This is a genomic window from Paracoccus pacificus (assembly GCF_042680785.1).
GTDB classification, from domain to species: Bacteria; Pseudomonadota; Alphaproteobacteria; order Rhodobacterales; family Rhodobacteraceae; genus Paracoccus; species Paracoccus pacificus.
Genome location: NZ_JBHUEN010000046.1, coordinates 33,579 through 50,567, shown reverse-complemented (window position 1 = coordinate 50,567; position 16,989 = coordinate 33,579). Strand labels below are relative to the sequence as shown.

General features: G+C 65.1%; 14 protein-coding genes and 1 tRNA gene. 2 read left to right on the top strand and 13 right to left on the bottom strand.

Going from position 1 to position 16,989, the window contains the following annotated elements:
• Positions 1-20 precede the first annotated feature (20 nt).
• From ACFSCT_RS16320 to ACFSCT_RS16305, 4 genes are all read right to left on the bottom strand, one after another.
• The gene (locus ACFSCT_RS16320) at positions 21-2,522 is read right to left on the bottom strand and encodes a DUF3772 domain-containing protein (protein ID WP_379144521.1); all 2,502 of its coding nucleotides are present in this window, start codon (positions 2,520-2,522) and stop codon (positions 21-23) included.
• 5 nt (positions 2,523-2,527) lie between these two features.
• Positions 2,528-3,559, bottom strand: a complete 1,032-nt coding sequence (locus ACFSCT_RS16315; RefSeq protein ID WP_379144519.1) for a cysteine synthase A — start codon at positions 3,557-3,559, stop codon at positions 2,528-2,530.
• A gap of 130 nt (positions 3,560-3,689) precedes the next feature.
• Positions 3,690-4,628, bottom strand: a complete 939-nt coding sequence (locus ACFSCT_RS16310; RefSeq protein WP_379144518.1) for an NUDIX domain-containing protein — start codon at positions 4,626-4,628, stop codon at positions 3,690-3,692.
• Between the two features lie 9 nt (positions 4,629-4,637).
• Positions 4,638-5,576: a hypothetical protein gene (locus tag ACFSCT_RS16305; RefSeq protein WP_379144516.1), complete on the bottom strand. Its 939-nt coding sequence runs from the start codon at positions 5,574-5,576 to the stop codon at positions 4,638-4,640.
• 154 nt (positions 5,577-5,730) lie between these two features.
• Between ACFSCT_RS16305 and ACFSCT_RS16300 the strand changes: the two genes are divergently transcribed.
• Together ACFSCT_RS16300 and ACFSCT_RS16295 are read left to right on the top strand one after the other, a co-directional pair.
• A tRNA-Ser gene (locus tag ACFSCT_RS16300) sits at positions 5,731-5,820 on the top strand.
• A 371-nt stretch (positions 5,821-6,191) separates the two neighbouring features.
• On the top strand, positions 6,192-7,442 hold the full coding sequence (locus ACFSCT_RS16295; RefSeq protein ID WP_379144513.1) for a hypothetical protein: 1,251 nt from the start codon (positions 6,192-6,194) through the stop codon (positions 7,440-7,442).
• 31 nt (positions 7,443-7,473) lie between these two features.
• Here the strand turns inward: ACFSCT_RS16295 and ACFSCT_RS16290 are convergent, their stop codons facing one another.
• The 9 genes from ACFSCT_RS16290 to ACFSCT_RS16250 all read right to left on the bottom strand — a co-directional run bounded on the left by ACFSCT_RS16290 (position 7,474) and on the right by ACFSCT_RS16250 (position 16,974).
• On the bottom strand, positions 7,474-7,725 hold the full coding sequence (locus ACFSCT_RS16290; RefSeq protein ID WP_379144510.1) for a hypothetical protein: 252 nt from the start codon (positions 7,723-7,725) through the stop codon (positions 7,474-7,476).
• A gap of 178 nt (positions 7,726-7,903) precedes the next feature.
• Complete coding sequence (locus tag ACFSCT_RS16285; protein WP_379144509.1) at positions 7,904-8,503, bottom strand: glutathione S-transferase family protein; 600 nt, start codon at positions 8,501-8,503, stop codon at positions 7,904-7,906.
• Positions 8,500-9,867, bottom strand: coding sequence for an MmgE/PrpD family protein (locus ACFSCT_RS16280; protein ID WP_379144507.1), 1,368 nt, complete (start codon positions 9,865-9,867; stop codon positions 8,500-8,502). The genes ACFSCT_RS16285 and ACFSCT_RS16280 overlap by 4 nt, the downstream gene beginning before the upstream one ends.
• A gap of 20 nt (positions 9,868-9,887) precedes the next feature.
• On the bottom strand, positions 9,888-11,243 hold the full coding sequence (locus ACFSCT_RS16275) for an MmgE/PrpD family protein (RefSeq protein ID WP_379144505.1): 1,356 nt from the start codon (positions 11,241-11,243) through the stop codon (positions 9,888-9,890).
• Entirely contained in the window at positions 11,243-12,652 is a 1,410-nt protein-coding gene (locus tag ACFSCT_RS16270; RefSeq protein ID WP_379144504.1) for an MmgE/PrpD family protein, read from the bottom strand. The genes ACFSCT_RS16275 and ACFSCT_RS16270 overlap by 1 nt, the downstream gene beginning before the upstream one ends.
• Before the next feature lie 53 nt (positions 12,653-12,705).
• The gene (locus ACFSCT_RS16265; RefSeq protein WP_379144726.1) at positions 12,706-13,425 is read right to left on the bottom strand and encodes an amino acid ABC transporter ATP-binding protein; all 720 of its coding nucleotides are present in this window, start codon (positions 13,423-13,425) and stop codon (positions 12,706-12,708) included.
• 125 nt (positions 13,426-13,550) lie between these two features.
• Positions 13,551-14,657, bottom strand: coding sequence for an amino acid ABC transporter permease (locus ACFSCT_RS16260; RefSeq protein ID WP_379144502.1), 1,107 nt, complete (start codon positions 14,655-14,657; stop codon positions 13,551-13,553).
• 3 nt (positions 14,658-14,660) lie between these two features.
• Positions 14,661-15,857, bottom strand: a complete 1,197-nt coding sequence (locus ACFSCT_RS16255; RefSeq protein WP_379144500.1) for an amino acid ABC transporter permease — start codon at positions 15,855-15,857, stop codon at positions 14,661-14,663.
• 85 nt (positions 15,858-15,942) lie between these two features.
• Positions 15,943-16,974, bottom strand: a complete 1,032-nt coding sequence (locus ACFSCT_RS16250) for an amino acid ABC transporter substrate-binding protein (protein ID WP_379144725.1) — start codon at positions 16,972-16,974, stop codon at positions 15,943-15,945.
• Positions 16,975-16,989: the final 15 nt, after the last annotated feature.

Below are 16,989 nucleotides of genomic sequence, written 5' to 3'. Positions count from 1 at the left end.
CCCCGGGCTATCGGGCGCGATCAGCGATCGTTGTCACCATCGTCGGCTTCGAACCCGCTGCTGAGCGGAGGGGGCGCTTTGTCATCACCGGCCGCGCGCGGCTGTTGCTCGGTTGCGGGCGCGGCTGAGGTGGCCTCGGCCTCGTCGGGACGCGCTTTCGGGCGCCGCGCGGGCGGCTTTGGCTGACCGATTTCGCGGGCGTTGCGGATATAGATGTCGCGCTGCGTGAACGGAATGTCGATCCCGGCCGCCTCGAACCGCTTCAGGATCTCGTGGTTCATCCTGCTGTGGATCGAGATGCCCTGATTGATGTCGGACAGGATCATGCGGATCTCGAAATTCAGCGAATCCGGCCCGAAGGCGCGGAACAGCACGCTGGGGGGCGGGTTTATCAGGGCGGTGGGCTCGGCCTCGGCGATGTCGCGCAGGATCGCTTCCACCTCCTTCGTGTCGCTGCCATAGGCCACGCCCACCGGCACGATCAGCCGGCCCTGCTTGTTCTGGCGGGTGTAGTTCACCACCTGGCCGGAAACCAGATCGGCGTTCGGCACGATCACCTCGGTCCGGTCGAAGGTCTCGATCCGGGTCGAGCGGACCGAGATACGGCGCACGATCCCCTGCCGGGCCCCGACCTCGATCCAGTCACCGACGGTGATCGGCCGTTCGACCAGAAGGATGATCCCGGACACAAAGTTCGACACGATGTTCTGAAGGCCGAAACCGATACCGACCGACAGCGCACCGGCAACGATCGCCAGTGACGACAGGTCGATCCCGGCCGAGGTGATGCCCATCAGCGTGGCCAGAAAGATCCCCAGATAACCCAGACCCGAGACGATGGCGGTCTGGCCGCCCTCGTCGATCTTGGTCTTGGGCAGGATCGAGGTCCGGAACGCGCCCTGAAGGACCCGGGTCAGCAGATAGCCGACGGTAAAGACGAAGATGAAGGTCAGAAGTGCGGTCGGAGACAACCGGAAGTCGCCCAGGGCAATCCCGCGCCGGGCCGAGGTCCACAGCTCGTTCAGGTCCTCGACCCGTGCCCCCCAGATCAGCGCGAACAGCGGCAGGGCGGCAAGGACCAGCACGAAGCCGATCAGCACCGGAACCAGCGCATCGCGCGCGCCGGTGCTGTCGCGTCGGATCAGACCCCAAAGATCGCCGACGAAATCCTGCAGCACCATCAGGATAAAGACGAGCCCGATCGAGACGATCGACGGCCACAGCAGCGCATTGGCCGCGTTGATATAGCCGATGGCCGCCGCGATCGGCGCAACGATCGAAACCACCACCCCGGCGGCGCCGACATAGGTGACGATGCGCAGCCGGTAAACCTGATCCTGATTTTTGACATCGCGTGAGGCGCGGCGCAGGATCTGGCACAGCCGGAACAGCACCAGCGCGCCCAGAACGATCAGCGGGAAATGCAGCACCGCCGCCGCCGCCTCGGAAAACTCCATCGGCACGGCATCGGCGCTTGTCTCGGGGCGGACGAAGCCGCCAAGCGGAAGGATCGCGGTCGAGACGATGCCGTGAATCGCGGCCAGCGCCGCAAGCACCGTGGTGTGCAGCCGCGCCTCGGTCCGCCGGGCCGGCGGCAGATCAAGCGTCAGATCGCCCAGCTTGTCCGATGGGAACATCCGCACCGCCAGCCAGCGGCCGATGAAAAAGCCAAGACCGGCACCGGGCAGCAGTTGCAGGATCGGTTGCCACCATGTGCCGAGGATGCCCGAAATCTCCAGCGCGACGGCCAGCAGGATGACGCCGAGCGTCGGGATGATGATCTGGGTCAGCGATACCAGAAATTCCAGCGCCGACCGCGCGTATTCCGAGGCCCGCGATGACAGCCGTTGCGGCAGGCGGTCGACCCAGCGCCGCCCGTAGCCGAGCAGCAGCATCCCAATCAGGACAAGAACCGCGATGACCAGAAAATTCCGCCGCAACTCGGCGCGGGTGCCGGCGTTGTCTATCCGTTTCTGGACTTCGCCGCCCAGACCCGCGAGCAGCTTTTTCCCGTCCGTATAGGCGTCGTTCCAGTTGGCCGGGTTCAGCGGGGTGGGCGAAATCCGCAGCAGCTCGCTCGCCTGCCTTTCGCGCAGGGTCTTGTCGATTAGCGAAACGATCGCATCGGCGCGGCTATAGGCCTCGACCGCGTTCAGGGCAGGGGCCTGAAGCTCTGCCAATTGTTCGGTCAGTGCGGTGCGGCGGGCGGCGACGTCTTCGGCCTCGGTCGCACCCTCTGCCGGCGCCGGACCCAGCGCCGCGATCTGATCCCGCAGCGTGGCGATGCGGGTGCTGTTGGTGCCCTGCGCCTTCTGGAACTTAGTGCGCCAATCGACCACGCTGGCCCGCAGCGCCTCCAACCGGGCATTCGACGCGCCGGCGGACTGTATGATCCCTTCGGCCTGCGTGGCAAGCTGTTCCCATGCGGCGTAATTCGGCGCCGCCGGTTCCTGCGCCTGGGCAAAGCTGGCCGTGATCAGGAAAAGGACCGCCGTAAGCGTGGCGAGAAATTGGCGCAGCACAGGCTTTATCCTTGGAAGACTTCGGGCATCGGCGCGGGCTTGCGGGCAAGCCATTCCGGGACCGGCAGGCCCTTGGCGCGCAGGAAATCGGGATTATACAGCTTGGTCTGATAGCGCGTGCCATAGTCGCACAGCACCGTCACGATGGTGTGGCCTGGGCCCATGTCGCGCGCCATGCGCACCGCGCCGGCGATGTTGATGCCGGACGAGCCGCCAAGGCAAAGCCCCTCATGCTCCAGCACGTCAAAGCAGTATCCCAATGCCTCGGCATCGGGGATGCGCCACGCCATGTCGGGGGTTATGCCGTCGAGGTTGGCGGTGATGCGGCCCTGACCGATGCCTTCGGTGATCGAACTGCCGGGGCTTTCGAACCTGCCGGTCGTGTAATAGGAAAACAGCGCCGCGCCCTCGGGGTCGGCAAGGCCGATCTTGACACCCTTGGGTTGCAGCGCCATGGCCACGCCCGCCAGCGTCCCCCCCGAACCGACCGAGCAGACGAACCCGTCGACCTTGCCGCCGGTCTGTTCCCAGATCTCGGGGCCGGTGCCCTCGAAATGCGCCTGCCGGTTGGCCACGTTGTCGAACTGGTTGGCCCAGATCGCGCCGTTCGGCTCGGTCGCCGCCAGCGCCTCGGCCAGACGGCCGGAATAGCGGACATAATTGTTCGGGTTGCTGTAGGGGGCGGCCGGCACCTCGACCAGATGCGCGCCGGCCAGCCGCAGCATGTCCTTTTTCTCCTGGCTCTGGGTCTCGGGGATGACGATCACCGATTTATAGCCAAGCGAGTTGCCGACCAGCGCCAGCCCGATGCCGGTATTGCCGGCGGTGCCTTCGACGATGGTCCCACCCGGGCGCAGCAGACCGCGCGCTTCGGCATCGCGGATGATATACAGCGCGGCGCGGTCCTTGATCGACTGCCCGGGGTTCATGAACTCGGCCTTGCCCCAGATTTCGCAGCCCGTCGCGTCCGAGGCGCGGCGCAGACGGATCATCGGCGTGTTGCCGATGGCAGAGGCGAGATCGGGGCAGTTGCGCATCGTCTTTTTCCTTTGTTCTGGGCCGCCCTTGGCCTTCGGCCAGGGATCCCGTCCATAGGCAAACGCTTACGCGGGCGGGCAGGCGGCTTCAACCCTTTGGCCGGGCGGCGCCGGGCGGTGCGCCCCTGCTTCAACCGGCAAGTGCCGCCCGCACGCGGGTTTGTGAACACTCCAGCCACAGCGCCAGCATGACCAGCGGGCCGTTGCGGATCACGCCGTCCAGCGCCATCCGGGTCAGTTCGGCCCGGGGCAGGATGTGGGTGCGGATATCCTCGGCCTCGGATTCCAGCCCACCCAATCCGGCCGCGTCGTCGGGCAGATCGGCCGCGCCGATGAAGGTGTAAAGATATTCGCCGACCGCGCCCGGGCTGGGGTAACAATTCGGCCCGGCGACCAGACGGCCAAGGGTCAGCCCGGCCTCTTCCAAGGCCTCGCGCCGCGCGGTGTCCTCGGGGTTGTCGACGCCGTCGATGCGCCCGGCGATGGTCTCGACCAGCCAGGGCTGATGGTCCCCCCGCGCGGCCGGGGCGGCGCGGAACTGGTCGATCACCATGACCCGGTCACGGGCGACGTCCCAAGGCAGCACCACGACCGCATCGCCGCTGAGGAACACGCTTCGGTCGATCGGCGGGGTGGGGGCGCCGTCATGGCGCAGATGGGTCAGGCGATGCTCTTCGACGGTGAAAAAACCGGCATAGGGCTGGCGGCGCCGGATCAGCGTGACATTTCCCGGATCCGGCGGCGGCAAAAGACCGCCGTCGGGCGGCAGCGGATCGGTTTGCGCACGCATCCGCGCCGCCGCCGCCGCGATCAGCGCCTCCAGCCGCTGACCCGCCACCGCCGGGTTGACCCGGATCTCTGCCGCGAGCGCCGCGGCAAGATCCGGGTTTTCCGCCCCGATCAGCCGGCTGCCGTCGGGCAGGGTGGTTTCACCCAAGGCAGCGGCCAGCGCCGGTCCCGGGGCGCCGGTGAACGCCCATGCATCGGGGCCGGCGGCCTGTTCGTTCACGCCCAATGCGGCGCGCACATCCGCCGCGGCCAAGGCGCCGCTGATCCGCCAGTTCGGCATGTCGTCCCCTCAGATATCGGTGCCGGCGATCCGCCCGGCCGCGGCCATGCCCATATCGCGCGAGGTCGTGACGAACAGCACGTCGAAGGCCTGAAACATCAGCCCGGTCAGGGTCTTTGCGTCGGATGTCTGCGAAAACGCGATATATCGGTCAAGCTCGGCGTCGCTGATTGGGCCGTAAGCCAGCATCAGATAGCTTTGCGCCCAGGTCTGGGTTTCGGCGCGGATATCGGGTTCCTGCTGCCAGACATCGGCCAGCAATTGCTCCTCGCTGACCGGCTCGGGATAACCGCCGGCGGCCGAGAAACCGCGCGTGAAGGCCATGGCCGCGTTGAGCCCGCCGGCGACATTCGGCTCGACCAGATCGGCCGCGGTGATCAGGCGCAGGATCTGTTGGCAGCGCGGATCGCCACGGTCGGCGGCGCGGTCCCATGCCGCCTGTGCGGCGGTTTCGGCATCGGGGGACAAAAGCGCCTGCCGCGCCGAGGTTTCAACCGACAGCAGCCGCTGGCCCAGCGGCGCCCGGAAAAAGCGCATCGCCCGCCCCAGCGCGGCGCGGTCAGCCGTCGTCATCCGCGCCAGCCCCTCTTCCAGCCCGCTGCGGAAAATCGCGCTCAGCCGCTCGGTCTGGGCGATTTGCTGCACCCGACCGTGCCAGCCGTTGTCGGATGGCGCGCCGAACAGCGACTGGGCAAGCTCATCCCCCTGGGCGACCGTCTCTTGCGAGATGATGGGCATGACCTTGTCGATCTGAAGCGTGTCGAAGATCTCGCCGGCCTGCGACTTGATCTGGCCCGCCGCCTGACCCGCGGCATGGCCGGGCAACTGCCCCGGCATCTCGGCCAAGGCGGGAACGCCGGTAAACACCAGGGCCGCGGCCGTGGCGCAGGCCGCAGCGGTCCGCCGGGCTCTGCCGCTGTTACGTCGCACCGGATCCAGCATCGCCATTTGGTCTTCCTTTCCCGCCCGCCGGATGACCCGAGAGCTGTGACATTATGGCACGCGGCAAGCCTTGCACCCGACTGGCCCCGATTTTTCACCGAAAGCCCCTTGCGCTTCAACCCCCACCACTCTAAATCCCCGCCTCACCACCCAAAAGCGCGGAGAGGTGCCGGAGTGGTCGAACGGGGCGGTCTCGAAAACCGTTGAGCCTGCAAGGGTTCCGTGGGTTCGAATCCCACCCTCTCCGCCACTTCAGTATAAAACCGGGAACGCCGATTCCTGACGTGTTCCCGCCGATAGCCGCCCTTTCCAAGCCGGATTCGGGTGCATGTTTCGCTCGCCAGTTCCCGCACGGCTGCCCCGGTGAGGCGCTGGTGTGTGGAGTTTGCGAGCATGGCTTCGATCCGCGTCGCATCGGCCCGCGCCCGATCCTGAAGCGCCGTGAGGCCGGCGATGTGCACGCCAAGCGAGGACTCGGCCGGATCGAGTGAACCGGCTTCAATAGCGTCGTAGAGGCGCTTGAAGATTGACAGGACGGAAAGCGCGGCGATAGCTCTTTCGACAACGGTACCAATGCGCGGAGGGATAGGTTTGAGCATCAGGGTCAGATCACCAAAGCATATGGACGAAGCACTATTGCGAGAGATTTCCGAAAAATACCTTCTACCGTTCTTCTCCGGCGCGACGATCAACTCTACCACACAGTCTTCTTCTAGTTCCGACAAATTGGTCGCCTTTCTGGACCCGCAGGTGATTGGCTACAAGGTTCATCGTGCCGACGCCTACAGACTGCAATTCCGCCGAGATCAGCCTTTTGCAAAGACACGCGATCCCGCACGCGAAACCAGGGTGATCGAAGCTTTCGTCGAGATCCTTGGAGGGATGTCTCAAGCGTTGAAAGGCGATCTTAAAGACGATTTGCTTTCTACTTTCCAGCGTCGTGTCGTCGCGCACGCGCTAGCGGAACGAGGGGAAGCAAAGAATTTACTTGCAGTCATCGACCAGATGGCTTTGTGGGGGACGCGCCTTTACGAGGGAGCACCAATAGCCAGTGCCATTGGTCTTGACCCAGAGAACCACGGCTCATCGACAATCTCACTCGCCTCAGTGACGAGGAACGACTTCGGTGCCGTGCTTTCGAACGGGTTCGATACGCTCTTGGTCTTCGACGGTGAACTGCGGTTTGCTCGGCATGAAGTTTTGGAGCCAAGCGTATCGGGAAACGGAACCTGCCCGTGGCGACACGCAGCTATCGCAGAATGGACCCGGAAGAGAGATGGACGCGTTGCCGTGGTGCTTAATCGCTTGGGAGAGATACTTGCCTTCCGGGACGGCCAGCTTCTCTTTGCGAGGCGAGGTGGCGTCTGGCACTTCCTTACACATGATCCCGTCATTCGTCAAATGGGCGTGCCGAAGAACGAAACTATCCGGCGCGCAATTTATGAAACCGCCCTTGATGCTTCGTTCGCCAGAACGGGAGCATGCCTGGGGGTCATAGGCGCCGGTGCGGGACGGTCGTGGGAAGGAATGGTCTCGGAACATGATCGACTAACGCTTAGTCTGTCTGACAAAGCCAGAACGATATCGAAAATTATCCGAGGGCGAGAATTCCACAATCTTGAAAGGACGCTCCGACAGGAACTTGTAGCGATCGACGGCGCGACAGTCATAAACCATCAAGGCGAGGTGCTTGCGGTGGGGGCCATCCTCAAGATCGACGGAGGAAGCACCGGCGGAGGTCGTACGGCGGCAGCCAAAACGATCGCCAGATTAGGGTTAGGAATTAAGGTTTCGCAGGACGGTGGGATAACCGCGTACCGACCAATGCGAGGGAAAACAAAGAACTTGGGCACTGCATTCAGCGTGATGTAGGCTTGGATGATGGCAGTCACTGCCTCGGGCCTCAATCTTGGCGGGCTATAGCGTAGATGAAGTTCTCTGTGTCGTCGGCTTCGGTCCGCCAGATCTCCATATAACATATCGCTTTTGCTGTGGAATTTATTCTGAAACTGGCTTTCTCTACTTCCTTGACTACAACGATGAACACGGTCAGGGCAGGATAGTGGAAATCTGGCGCGGTCAGGCAAGGCGCCGGCGGCGGATCATGGGCGAGTTGCTGACTCGCGGCATGGCTGCAGCGCACGGGCTCGGCCATTTTTTCATCATGATACGCCTGCGCGCCGGGCCGAACCGGGAAAGCTTGAAAACCGACACCTTCCTCGATCGGTATAAAAACGCCATCCCGCCACAACGCCCTAGGCACGGTCCAGCGGGACTTTAGCCCTGCGAACTGCCCTCGCATCGTCAGACTGGACGCGAGTGTCTCGTCGACGTCAGTTCAGGCTGGCGATGTGCCGGCGATACCCCGGGAAGGCGTCCAGCCGCGCGGCGTAGGTATCAAGGTTCGGCAGCGCCGGACGATCGCCGGCCAACAACGACCAGCGATGGACCGAGGGCGCGGCCGTGATATCGGCCAGCGACAGGGCCGACCCGGCGATGAAGGCCCCCGTCCGCCCGATTTGGCCGTCAAGCAGCGCAAAGGCCGCGATCACGGCGGGCAGATCCGCATCCTCGACCTTTCCGGCCGCGCGCGCCTTGCGCAACCGGGTCAGCGGCGGTGCCAGCGAGATCGAGGCCCAGTCCATCCAGCCGTCGACCCGCGCCCGCAGCGCCAGATCGTCGGGCCACAGTCCGGCGGCCCGGAACCGCGAGGCCAGATAGCGCAGTACCGTGTTCGATTCCCACACGACCGCATCACCGTCCTGCAGGACCGGCACCTTGCCGTGCGGGTTCATCGCCAGGAACTTGGGCGTGTCGGTGGGCGCAAAGCCTCGCCCGGTCGGCACAAGCTCGTAATCCTGGCCGATTTCGTCCAGCAGCCAGAACACCTTGGCCGCGTTCGACGAATTGCGGCGCCCAAAGACCCGGATCATGCCGTATCCCCCTTGCCCGAGATCATCGCCATGATGCCGTCGAACCGGTCGTCATCGCCCAGCGACAGAATCGCGTCATAGGCGGCGCCAGCGCCGGCCTCGCCCAGAAGCGGGGTGGCGCAGTCGGTGAATTTGTCGCGCAGCTCTGTGTCCGACATCGGATTCGTCGGTCCGCGCCCGAAGCGGGTCGAGGCGCTGCCCTCAAACACGCGGCCGTCCTTCATCACCACCCGCACCCGGCCCAGATAGGCGTCGCGTTCCTGATGCCCGGAGGCGGCGACGCGCGGCAGCAGATCGGCCAGCTCGGGCGTCAGGAAGCTCGCGTCATCGAAATCGGCCAGCCGGATGCGCCCCGTCGTCAGCGCCTTGGCGGTCAGGAACTGCACGCTGAACTTGGCGTCGAGCCCGGTCCGCGGGTCGGGGCGGTTGGTATGGGCCAGACGGCGGTCGTGGGTGCTGGTCTCGATCCGTTCGATGGCATCGGCCGGCAGCAGCCCCTCGCGCGCGACGATGTCAAGCCCGGCGTCAATCGCCGAATGGGCCGAGCCGCAACAGGGATGCTGCTTGATCGCGATGCCGGGGTCCAGAACCTCCATCGGCCCGTCCCAATCCCGCAGGATCGCCTCGGCGTCATAGGTGCCGGCGCCGTTGAACAGGTTGAAGAAGCCGTAGTTATGCTCGAACGCCTCGGGGTTGGCGGTCATGCCGCGCCGCGTGACCAGCGCCGCCATGACAGCGTTATGGGCCGCCTGGCCGACGTGCAGGGGTTTGACCGGGGTGCCGAAATTCGACTTCAGCCCCGAGGCCATCGAGACCGCCACGGCCAGCGCGGTGGCCATCCGTTCCTCGTCAAAGTCGAACATCCGCGCGGCGGCGGCGGTGGCGCCGAATACGCCAAGGGTCGCGGTCGGGTGCCAGCCCTTTTCGTAATGATGGGGCAACAGCCCGCGCGCCAGACGGGTCTCGACCTCGACCCCGGTCATCCAGGCCTCGATCGCCTTGCCGGCTGTCGCGCCTGTCCATTCGGCCAGCGCCAGAACCACGGGCACGACCGGCGCCGAGGGATGCCCGCCCATGGTGGTCGAGCAGTCGTCAAAGTCAAGCGCATGGGCGGCGGTGCCGTTCACCAGCGGTGCATGCAAGACCGAAGCGCGGCGGCCGCGACCCCACAGCGTCGCCTGACCGGGTGCGGAGGCGGTGTCCAGCACCGCCTCGAGCCCATCGAGATAGGGGGCATCGGCGCCGGCCAGCGCCACGCCGATGGTGTCCGCGAAAGCGCGGCGGGCGATATGGGCGGCCTCGGCGGGTGCGGTTTCGGATCGTATCGACAACGCCCGGCGGGCGAGTTCGCGTGCAAAACTCATGTCGTTCATTCCTTCCGGATTCAGCGCGTGGCGGCTTCGACGGCGTCGGTCAGATCACTGGCGCGGGGCAGCCGGTCCAGCCGCATCAGCAGATCGAATACCTCGGCCGCGCCTGCGTCGGTCAGGCTGCGGCTGGCGCAGTCGGTAAATTTTGCCTCCAGCATCTCTTGCGGCAACGGGGCTTCGGGACCACGACCCAGCGGCGCGGCGATCGACTGGCTCAACGTGGTTCCGTCCCGAAGCGTCACCACCACCTCGGCGCCGTAATCATTGCTGTCGTCGTCATGCGGTTCCATGCGGATCAGGCCCATGACGCGGGTGACCTCGGGGTCGCCCAGAGCCGCATCCTCGAAATGCTCCAGCAGCACCGCGCCGTTGACCAGCCCGCGCGATACCGCATAGGGCAGCGAGAACTTGGCGTTCAGCGCGCTGGTCGCCGGATTTCGCACATGCGGCAGCAGGCGGCGGGGATGCATGCGGACCAGCACATCGGTGACCGCCGCGCTGTCCGGAACCTGTCCGTCATGAAGCGCGATCGCCGCGTCGATGGCGCCGTGGACGCTGTAGACGCAGGGGTATTTCTTGATCGAGATGCCCGGCGCCAGCAGATCCAGCGGTTCGGCCCAGTTGGTCAGCATACGGTCGGCATCATAGTTGCCCGCGCCGTTGAAGACCTCAAGGAAGCCTTGCGGATGTTCCAGCGCGACCGGCGAGCCGTTCACGCCCTTCGACGCCATCAGCGCCGCGAAAAGCCCGTTCCGCGCCGCGATTCCGGCATGCAGCGGCTTGGTCGACGTGCCGAAATTGGCCTTGATCCCCGACGCCAGCGAGGCCGCGATGGAAATCGCGCTGGCGATCTGCGCCTCGCTTGACCTCAGCATGACCGACGCCGCGACGGTTGCGCCGAAGATCCCCAGAGTTGCCGTGGGGTGCCAGCCCTTTTCGTAGTGCTGGAAGTTGACGCCGCGCGCAAAGCGCGTCGCGGCCTCGACCCCGATGATATAGGCGTCTGTCAGCTCCTTGCCCGACGCGCCCTGTGCCTCGGCAAGCGCCAGAAGGCCGGGGATGATGATGACGGTAGGATGGCCGGACAGCGATTTCGAGGTATCGTCGTAATCGAGCGCGTGACCGGCGGTGCCGTTGACGAAGGCCGCGTCCAGCATGCCCAGCCGTTCCTTGCGGCCGAGCAGAAGGCAGGGACCGGGACCGTAGATGTCGGGCATCAGCGCCGCTTCGGTGGTCTCGCTCCGCGCCCCAAGCAGGGTGCAGCCGATCATGTCGGCGATGGCGTTGCGCGCCCATTTCACCGCCTCGGGATCGAAGCCGGCCGGGTCCAAAGCGACGACGCGCTTGGCAAGTTCGCGTGAGAGGGACATCATTTCACCTTTTCTTCGTGGCCGCTGCGCAGTCCGGCATCGTGATTTTCAGGGGGCAGGTTGACCGCCTCTGGCTGCATCAACGCGCTTAGCCGCCGGATTGAACCTTGTCCGGACAGGTCCATCAGCGCGGCGAAAAGCCGCTCGGCGGTCTTCGTGCCCAGGATGCCCAGGGTGCAGTCGTCGAACTTTGCCCGGAACTGGGCCGGCGTCATCGGGTTGGCCGGACCGCGCCCCATGGCGACGCTGGCGCTGGCCGACAGGCGCCGGCCGTCGGTCAGGGCGACCTCGACGCGCCCCAGCGACACGTCATTCTCGTCATGCGCCGCCAGCCGGACCTTGGCTGACAGCGCCCGGGTCGCGGGATCGAAGACGCTGTTGCCCTCGAAATCGGCGAAGCCGACGGTGCCAGTCAGCAAGGCCCGCGCGGTCAGGTACTGGGTCGAGAATTTCGCATCGAGCCCGTCCTTCGGTTCAGGCCGGTCGATGTTCTTCAGGCGCTTGCGGTGCAGCGTGACGTCGACCGCCTCGATGGCCGCGTCCTCGATCTCTGGCCGCAGTTCGGCCGCGGCGTCGATGGCGCAATGGATGAAGGCGCAGCAGGGGTATTGCTTGATCGCGATGCCGGGCGAGAGAAGGGCGAAATCCTCTGTCCATCCCGCCAGTGCCTTATCGGTGTTTTCGGGAACGATCCCGTTGAACGCGGCCATGAAGCCGAACTTGTGTTCCAGCACGGCCGGGTTGGCGCTGAAGCCGGCATTGGCCAGCAGCGCCGCCTGCAGGCCGTTGCGGTTAGCTTGCCCGGCGTGCAGCGGCTTTGTCATCGTGCCGGAATTCGCGCGCAGTCCCGACGCGCAGGAAGCGGCGATGCCGATGGCCACGGCCATGCGCTCGGGCGTGAGACCCAGAAGGCGTCCGCAGGCGACGGCCGAGCCGATCACGCCGAAGGTCACCGTCGGATGCCAGCCACGGTCGGCATGGGCCGGGTTCGAGACGCGGGCGAGGCGAATTTCGGTCTCGATCCCAGCGACATAGGCCGTCAGCAGATCGGCCCCGTTCGCGTCCAGCCGGTCGCCGAGCGCCAGAAGGGCCGGCACGATCGAAACCGAGGGATGGCCGTCCATTTCCAGATTGCAGTCGTCGAAATCGAGCGCATGCGCCGAAATGCCGTTGATCTGCGCGGCATCGAGTTCGTGCAGCCGTCCGGCGCGGCCGAGCAGCGCCGAGGGGCCCGGGCTTGCCGTCAGGACCGAGGCCGCTAGCCGAACGACCTCTTCGGTCGCGCCAGCGATGCCACAGGCGACGGTATCGGCAAAGGCCCGGGTCGCCCAGTCGCGGGCCGGATCGCTGAGATCGGCAAAGGTCAGCCCTGCGGCACGGGCCGCAAGTTGATGCGTCAGGGACGTCACGGAAATCTCCTGTCTGTGGATACGGTCCGCGGATGGCGCGGGCCGGGCTTTGGTCAATGCTTCAGGATCTGGTCCAGGAAGGCGCGGGTGCGCGGCTCGCGCGGGGCACCGAAGAAATCCTCGGGCGTGCCGCTTTCGACGATGCTGCCGTCGGCCATGAAGATCACCTTGTCGGCCACGGTGCGGGCAAAGCCCATCTCGTGGGTGACGACGATCATCGTCATGCCGCTTTCCGCAAGCTCGATCATCGTGTCCAGAACCTCCTTGATCATCTCGGGGTCAAGGGCGCTGGTCGGTTCGTCGAACAGCATGATCTCGGGCTCCATGCACAGCGACCGGGCGATCGCAACCCGCTGCTGCTGGCCGCCCGACAGTTGCAGCGGGTATTTGCGCGCCTGATCGGGAATGCGCACCTTGCGCAGGAAATGCATCGCCAGATCCTCGGCGTCAGCCTTTTTCATCTGCCGGGTCAGCATCGGGCCGAGCGTGAGGTTCTCCAGCACCGTCAGGTGCGGAAACAGGTTGAAGCTTTGGAAAACCATGCCGATATTGCGGCGGATCTTGTCGATGTTCTTCACGTTGTCGGTCAGTTCCAGACCCTTGACGAAGATCTGGCCTTCCTGATGCACCTCAAGCCGGTTGATGCAGCGGATCAGCGTGGACTTGCCCGACCCCGAGGGACCGCAGACCACGACGCGCTCTCCCTTCTTCACGTCAAGGCTGACGTCCTGCAAAACCTTGAACTGGCCGAACCATTTCGAGACGTTGCGCATCGAGATGATGTTGTCCCCCGGCGAGGAGGTCGTGGTGGCCGAGGCCGCGGCAGCGGGCGCGGTGGCGGGCGGGGCCAGGGTGGAGGCGGTGGTGTCGGTCATGTGTTTCCTTCCCATATGCCGCTTCAGATGCGTCCTTCGGCGATCCAGTGTTCGACCTGCCGCGCATAACGGGACAGCGCGTAGCCGAAGAACAGGTAGATGGCGGCGACGAACAGATAGGCCTCGACATAGAACTGACGCCAAAGCGGATCCTGCATGACGGCGGTGGTGGCCGTCAGAATGTCGAAAAGCCCGATGATAATGACGAATGACGTGTTCTTCATCGCCGCGATGATGTGGTTGGTGATCGCCGGCAGGCTGATCCGCAGCGCCTGCGGCAGGATGATCCGCCGCGTCATCTGCCAATAGCTCAGGCTTAGCGATTGCGCGGCCTCGTACTGGCCGCGCGGGATGGCCTGAAGGCCGCCGCGGATCACCTCGGCCTGATAGCAGGCAAAGAAGATCGCGATGCCGATGGTGATGCGCAGAAGCTTGTTCACCTCGACATTCGCGGGCAGGAACAGCGGAAACACGTTCACCGCGACGAACAGGATGGTGATCAGCGGCACGCCCCGCAGCGCCTCGATGAAGACTACCGACACACCCCGCGCGACGGGCAGCGGCGCGCGCCGGCCAAGCGCCAGAAGGACCGCGATGGGCATGCCGATCAGCACCGTGCCGGTGAACAGCAGCATGGTCAGCGGCAGCCCGCCCCATTCCGAAGTCGGCACATAGGGCAGCCCGAATACGCCGCCGAACATCAGCACGCCGATCGACAGGACCGCAAAGATCCACAGCGGCACCAGCACGCGCAGGTTCCAGAACCGCGGCCAGAGTGAGATCACCACAGTGGCCAGATAGATCACCATCATGATGACCAGCCGCCATTGCTGGTCGTAGGGATAGAGACCGAACAGCATCGGCCGGTGTTTCTCGGCGATCACCGCCCAGCAGGCGCCGGTCGCGGCGCGGCAGTCTTCGGGGTCCGAGGTGTACCAGACCGCGTTGATGATGCCCCAGTCCAGCACGAACCAGGCGAAGCGCAACACCACGGCGGCGATCACCAGGGTCAGGATGGTCTGCCAGACGGAACTGAACAGGTTGCGGCGCAGCCATGCGCCGAAGTTCATCCGGGCGGCAGGATCGTAGGCCCCGGGCGCAGGGGCGGTGGTTTGGGAAAGCTCGACCATGGACTAGCGCTCCTTGATCGCGACGAGGCGGTTGTAGGCGTTCATCAGCGTCGAGGTGATCAGGCTGATGATCAGATAGACCACCATCATGATGGCGATGGCTTCGACGGCCTGTCCGGTCTGGTTCATGACGGTGTTGCCGATGTTGACCAGATCGGGATAGCCGACCACGACGGCGATAGAGCTGTTCTTGATCAGGCTGACATACTGGCTGGTCAGCGGCGGCACGATCACCCGCAATGCCTGCGGCAGCACCACATGGCGCAGGATGAACCGCGGCCGCAGCGAGATCGACCGCGCGGCCTCGATCTGGCCCTTCGGGGTGGCCTGGATGCCGGCCCGCACGATCTCGGCGATGAAGCCCGAGGAATAAAGCGAGATGCCGAGCATGAGACCGACGAATTCGGGGCTGACCGTCGCGCCGCCGGCGAAGTTGAAGCCCTTGCGCTCGGGAATGCTGAGCGCAAAGGGGGCGCCGAAGGCGAGCCATACCAACAGCGGCAGGCCCAGGATCAGCGCCAGCCCGGGCCACAGCATGTCGATGTATTTGCCGGTCTTTTCGCGATGACGGCGCGCCATCCTGGCAGCGATGACGGTCAGGACGATGCCGGCCAGCAGCGCCAGACCCATCCACGGATAGGCGGCGTTGGCGGTGGGAACCGCGATCGCAAGCCCCCGGTTGCTGATAAAGCCGAAGCCGAAAAGGTCGATCGCCTGCCGGGGCGCGGGCAGGTTCCGGATCACGGCGGCCCAGAAGATCACCTGAAGGATGACCGGGATGTTGCGGACGATCTCGACATAGGTAAGCGCGATCCGCTGCAGCAGCCAGTTGCTGGACACGCGCGCGATGCCGACCGAAAAGCCGATGATCGTGGCGACCACGATGCCGACCGCCGAGACGGTCAGCGTGTTCAGCAACCCGACCAGCAAGGCCCGGCCATAGGTGTCGCGGGGCGAATAGGGGATCAGCTTTTCGCCGATTTCGAACTGCGACACCTGGCCGAGAAAGCCGAAACCGGTGGCGATGTTCTGGTGGTGCAGGTTCTCGACCACGTTATGGTAAAGATAATATCCCAGAAGGACGACGGCTGCGGCCAGCGCGACCTGATAGATCGTGGCGCGAAAACCTTCGCTGTTGAGTAAATCCTTCAGGCTTCGGGCAGGAGGTTTCCCGCCTCTGGCCGGCGTGACATCGGTCATGCGTTGTCCCCGAGGGTCGTCGAAAGGAAGTGGACCGCCCGCGCCGGTTGCCGGGTGCGGGCGGCGTCGATGACGCTTGCAGCGATTACTGCATCGGCAGGCCGTAAAGGATGCCGCCGTCGTTCCACAGCCTGTTCAGATCGCGGTCCAGCGCGACCGGGCTGTCGGGCCCGAAATGACGCATGTAGATGTCTTTGTAGTTCCCGACCTGCTTGATCACGTTATAGGCCCAGGCGTTGTCGACGCCGAGCTTGGTGCCGTTGTCGCCGATCACGCCCAGCAGGGTCTGGATGTCGGGGTCGTCGGAGGTTTTCATCTCGTCGACATTGGCCTGGCTGACACCCAGTTCTTCGGCGTTGAAGGTCGCATAGGTGACCCATTTGACCAGATCGTACCACTGGTCGTCGCCCTGACGGACGGCCATTGCGAGCGGCTCTTTGGAATAGATGCCGGGCAGCAGGACGTGGGCGGCAGGATCCTGGGTGTCGAAGGCCCGCACGCCCGGAAGCGCGGCCTTGTCCTTTGTCAGCGCGTCGCAGCGGCCGGTGACATAGGCGTCGACCAACTGCTTGTTGTTCTCGATCACGACCGGCGTATAGGTCAGGCCGCGCGCGGCGAAGATCTGCGCCACGTTGCGTTCGGTGGTCGAGCCGGGGGCCATGCAGATCACCGCGCCATCAAGATCCTCGACCTTTTCGATTCCGTCCTCGACGCGGACCAGAAAGCCGGTTCCGGTGTAAAAGATCGGCGGGGCGAAGTTCAGGCCAAGCGCCGTGTCGCGGCCCAGCGTCGCCGTCACGTTGCGGGCCAGCACGTCGACCTCGCCAGACTGGATCGCCGGGAAACGCTGCTGCGAGGACAGGGCGACAAAGCGGACCTTCTCCGGGTCGCCGAAGATCGCCGAGGACAGCGCGCGGCAGAAGTCGACCTCGAAGCCGCTCCACTTGCCCTGGCTGTCGGGCGCGGCAAAGCCGTGGCGCGCCGGGTGGACGCCGCACAGCAACTCGCCCCGCGCCTTTACGGCGGCGAGAGTGTCGCCCGATTCGGCCATGGCGGCCGAGGCACCTGCGCCGGCAAGCACAAGTCCCACGATCGCGGATAGACCGGCAGTTTTCACGCTATTCAATTGTTT

Coding starts and splice junctions, on each gene's coding strand:
- ACFSCT_RS16275 (WP_379144505.1), bottom strand. CDS start 11,243: ATGTCCCTCTCACGCGAACTTGCCAAGCGCGTCGTCGCTTTGGACCCG.
- ACFSCT_RS16295 (WP_379144513.1), top strand. CDS start 6,192: ATGGACGAAGCACTATTGCGAGAGATTTCCGAAAAATACCTTCTACCG.
- ACFSCT_RS16280 (WP_379144507.1), bottom strand. CDS start 9,867: ATGAGTTTTGCACGCGAACTCGCCCGCCGGGCGTTGTCGATACGATCC.
- ACFSCT_RS16310 (WP_379144518.1), bottom strand. CDS start 4,628: ATGCCGAACTGGCGGATCAGCGGCGCCTTGGCCGCGGCGGATGTGCGC.
- ACFSCT_RS16260 (WP_379144502.1), bottom strand. CDS start 14,657: ATGGTCGAGCTTTCCCAAACCACCGCCCCTGCGCCCGGGGCCTACGAT.
- ACFSCT_RS16265 (WP_379144726.1), bottom strand. CDS start 13,425: ATGCGCAACGTCTCGAAATGGTTCGGCCAGTTCAAGGTTTTGCAGGAC.
- ACFSCT_RS16285 (WP_379144509.1), bottom strand. CDS start 8,503: ATGATCCGGGTCTTTGGGCGCCGCAATTCGTCGAACGCGGCCAAGGTG.
- ACFSCT_RS16315 (WP_379144519.1), bottom strand. CDS start 3,559: ATGCGCAACTGCCCCGATCTCGCCTCTGCCATCGGCAACACGCCGATG.
- ACFSCT_RS16255 (WP_379144500.1), bottom strand. CDS start 15,857: ATGACCGATGTCACGCCGGCCAGAGGCGGGAAACCTCCTGCCCGAAGC.
- ACFSCT_RS16305 (WP_379144516.1), bottom strand. CDS start 5,576: ATGGCGATGCTGGATCCGGTGCGACGTAACAGCGGCAGAGCCCGGCGG.
- ACFSCT_RS16290 (WP_379144510.1), bottom strand. CDS start 7,725: ATGGCCGAGCCCGTGCGCTGCAGCCATGCCGCGAGTCAGCAACTCGCC.